This is a genomic window from Mesorhizobium sp. M7A.F.Ca.CA.001.10.2.1 (assembly GCF_003998575.1).
Lineage (GTDB): Bacteria > Pseudomonadota > Alphaproteobacteria > Rhizobiales > Rhizobiaceae > Mesorhizobium.
The window spans coordinates 1-3,076 of sequence record NZ_RZQY01000698.1 but is presented as its reverse complement, the minus strand read 5'-3'; the positions used below and the strand labels follow the sequence as shown (position 1 = coordinate 3,076).

Here is a 3,076-nt window from a genome sequence, read left to right as displayed (position 1 = left end):
GAAGAAGAACGTTCATGGCCACCTCTTGATGCCGACTATCCGTTAGAGCACCCGCTATTGCTCTCTGGGCGACGGGTCAAGGCATCCGGGCGCATTGATGGGAATTGCGCACGGGAACGTTACCCCAGCCGAAAATCGGCGGCGCACATCGGCGTCGATTTTCTGGCCTCGCTTCAGCCCTGGTAGACCACCGGAAACCAGTCCTCGCGCAGCCTCTCGCCCGGCTGCATGCCGTGGCCATGATAGGGCGGCGAGGTGCGGCCCGGCCGCTCGACATAGCGCGCATCGTCACCCACCCAGCGCAGCGACAGCGCCCGGCGCCGCGCCGCGGTCAGGTTGCCGCGCGCGCCATGCGCGGTCCTGAAGTCGAACAGGATGGCGTCGCCCGGCTCCATTTCCCATTCGAGCACCTTCATCGACGGATCCTTGTCGGGATCTGGCACCGGCAGATAGTCGCCCTCGCCGGCATAGAAATTGCTGTCGTCGAGCCAGCGCACCGGCAGGATCATCTTGTCCCATTTGTGCGAGCCGGCGATCAGGCGCAGCGTCGCTTCCTTCACCGGGTCGATGGGGATCCAGAAGCTCACCGTCTGTTGGCCATCGACGAAATAGTAGGGGATGTCCTGATGCCAGGGCGTCGGCTTCTGCGTGCCGGGTTCCTTGACCAGCACATGATCGTGGAAGAACTGCGCGGTGCGCGACTGCATCACCGCTGCCGCCAGTTCGGCGGCGGGCGAACCCCGCACCACGCTGACGAATTCGGGAATGCGCTCCCAGTTGCAGTAGTCGTCGAAGAAACTGCCGCGACCGTTGGCGATGTCGGATGCGGTGGCGCTGCGGTTCTGGATGTTGCGCTCGATGCCGGCGGCGATCGTGTCGACCCAGCCCTTGAAGGCGCCGCGAATGCAGACAGCGCCGTCGCGCTGATAGTCGGCGATCGTCTTTGCATCGATGGTTTGGGCGTCGATTGTCTGGGTGTCGGTTGCGGAAGCCATGGCGTTCTCCTCTTGGAATGAACCGACTATCGCAACCCTCGTTCATTCAGTAAAATAATAACTTTCCATTTGATACATAGGACTATCCTATGAATGTGACCCTCACCCAATTGCGTTATCTTGTTGCCGTGGCGCGTCACGGCAGCGTCACCGGAGCGGCAAAGATGCTGAACGTTTCGCAGCCGTCGATCTCGGTGGCCATTGACGCGGTCGAAAAGAATTTCGGCCAGAAGCTGTTCGTCCGCCAGCGCGGAAGCGGCGTGTCGCCGACATCGTTCGGCCGCGCCGTCGTGGCCAAGGCAAGGCAGGTTCTCACCGAAACGGAAGAACTCGTCGGCCTGGGTTCAAGCAAATCGGCTGTCAGCGGTGAGTTGGTGCTGGGATGCTTCGAGGATTTGGCGCCTTTCTTCGCGCCGGCTTTGATCCGCGCCTTCTCCGAACGCTATCCGGCCGTCAAAATCGTCGTTCGCGACGAGACGTTCGAGACTCTGGGACGACGGCTGGGAGATGCGGCCATCGATCTCGGCCTGACTTATGATCTCAGCCTGCCGACGCATTTCGCCCGCATCCTGCTGCGCGAACTTCGTCCACACGCGCTGTTGCCGGCAGGCCATGCCCTGGCGGACCGCCCAACGGTCAGCCTTGCCGATCTGGCCGCCTATCCGCTGATCACGACGGATCAGCCGCACAGTTGGCAGCACATGCTCGACCTGTTCCGCAGCCGCGGCCTCTCGCCGGTGGCCGATACGACGACAAGCTCGTTCGAACTGCAGCGTAGCATGGTCGCCAACGGCTTCGGCGTCGCGGTCAGCTATACCCGCCCGCACGGCGACCGCAGCTATGACGGCCTGCCGCTTATCTGCAAGCCGCTGTCCGATCCGCTGCCCATGCAGCGGATCCTGCTGACCTATGACACGCATCAGCGTGTGTCGAATGCAGCGCTGGCCTTCGTCGAGGTGGCCAGGGACTGGTTCGCCACCCGCGACATCTTTGCCTCGTGAAAGGCTGACAGGCGCCGCGTCTCCGCTTGCCGCTTGACGGTTTCTGCCGCTGCTGCCACTCCATGGACATGGAAAATATCCAGTCGAAAGCGGCCCAGGGCCGTGTCGCCGATGCGCCGAACGGCCATTGGGTCTACCGCGTGCTGCCGCGCTCGATATGGCCCTATGCGCAGCTTGCTCGATGGGACAGGCCGATCGGCTGGCAGTTGCTGCTGTGGCCGTGCTGGTGGTCGGCAGCCTTGGCGGCAAGCGCCTATCCGCGTCCGGGCGACCCGCTGCTCTCACTGCTGCCGGCGCCTTTGTATCTCGTGCTGTTCCTGGTCGGGGCCATCGCCATGCGCGGCGCCGGCTGCACCTACAACGACCTCGTCGACGAGGACATCGACAGCCAGGTGGAGCGCACGCGCTCGCGACCGTTGCCGTCGGGCAAGGCGACGCGCCGGCGGGCATGGCTGTTTCTCGTCCTGCAGGCCCTGGTCGGCCTCGTCGTGCTCATCCAGTTCAACAGCTTCGCCGTCCTGCTCGGCATCTGCTCACTGGCGGTCATCGCCATCTATCCATTCATGAAGCGGATAACCAACTGGCCGCAACTGGTGCTTGGCCTTGCCTTTTCCTGGGGCGCGCTGATGGGATGGGCGGTCGAGTTCGGCGATCTCGATGGGCCTGCCATCATGCTTTATATCGGCTCGATCCTGTGGGTGATCGGCTACGACACGATCTACGCACATCAGGACAAGGAAGATGACGCCATTGTCGGCGTGCGCTCGACGGCACGCCTGTTTGGCGATAACACCAAATCGTGGCTGGCCGGGCTTTATGGCGGCGCGCTGATCTGCTTCGCCATCGCCTTCGCGTCGGCGCAAGCGCCGGTGGTGGCGCTGGCCGGACTGATCGCCGCCGGCGCCCATATGGCGCGGCAGATCGCCGTGTTGGATATCGACAATCCGGACCAATGCCTGCGGCTGTTCAGGTCGAATAACCAGGTCGGCTGGCTGATCTTCCTGGGCCTGATCGGCGGCGCTGTGTGGGTGGCTCTGAAGCCGCTGGTTTAGTCTTCTTCTCCCCGTCACTATACGGGGA

Annotated in this window: 4 protein-coding genes; 3 read left to right on the top strand and 1 reads right to left on the bottom strand. The window is 63.2% G+C overall.

All coding sequences use genetic code 11. The features are described 5' to 3' along the window. The coding region (locus tag EN964_RS38200; protein ID WP_206528779.1) for a hypothetical protein at positions 1 to 186 on the top strand (186 nt) is incomplete at its 5' end. Here the strand turns inward: EN964_RS38200 and EN964_RS30210 are convergent. Next, complete coding sequence (locus EN964_RS30210; protein WP_127270339.1) at positions 174 to 995, bottom strand: phytanoyl-CoA dioxygenase family protein; 822 nt, start codon at positions 993 to 995, stop codon at positions 174 to 176. The genes EN964_RS38200 and EN964_RS30210 overlap by 13 nt on opposite strands. 89 nt (positions 996 to 1,084) lie before the next feature. Here EN964_RS30210 and EN964_RS30205 point away from each other — a divergent pair, with 89 nt between their 5' ends. Together EN964_RS30205 and ubiA are read left to right on the top strand one after the other, a co-directional pair. Next, positions 1,085 to 1,996 carry a LysR family transcriptional regulator gene (locus EN964_RS30205; RefSeq protein ID WP_127270340.1) on the top strand — a complete coding sequence of 304 codons (912 nt, stop codon included), beginning with the start codon at positions 1,085 to 1,087 and terminating at the stop codon, positions 1,994 to 1,996. A gap of 68 nt (positions 1,997 to 2,064) precedes the next feature. Further along, positions 2,065 to 3,048 carry a 4-hydroxybenzoate octaprenyltransferase gene (gene ubiA / locus EN964_RS30200; RefSeq protein ID WP_164749081.1) on the top strand — a complete coding sequence of 328 codons (984 nt, stop codon included), beginning with the start codon at positions 2,065 to 2,067 and terminating at the stop codon, positions 3,046 to 3,048. The last annotated feature ends 28 nt before the right edge of the window (positions 3,049 to 3,076 follow it).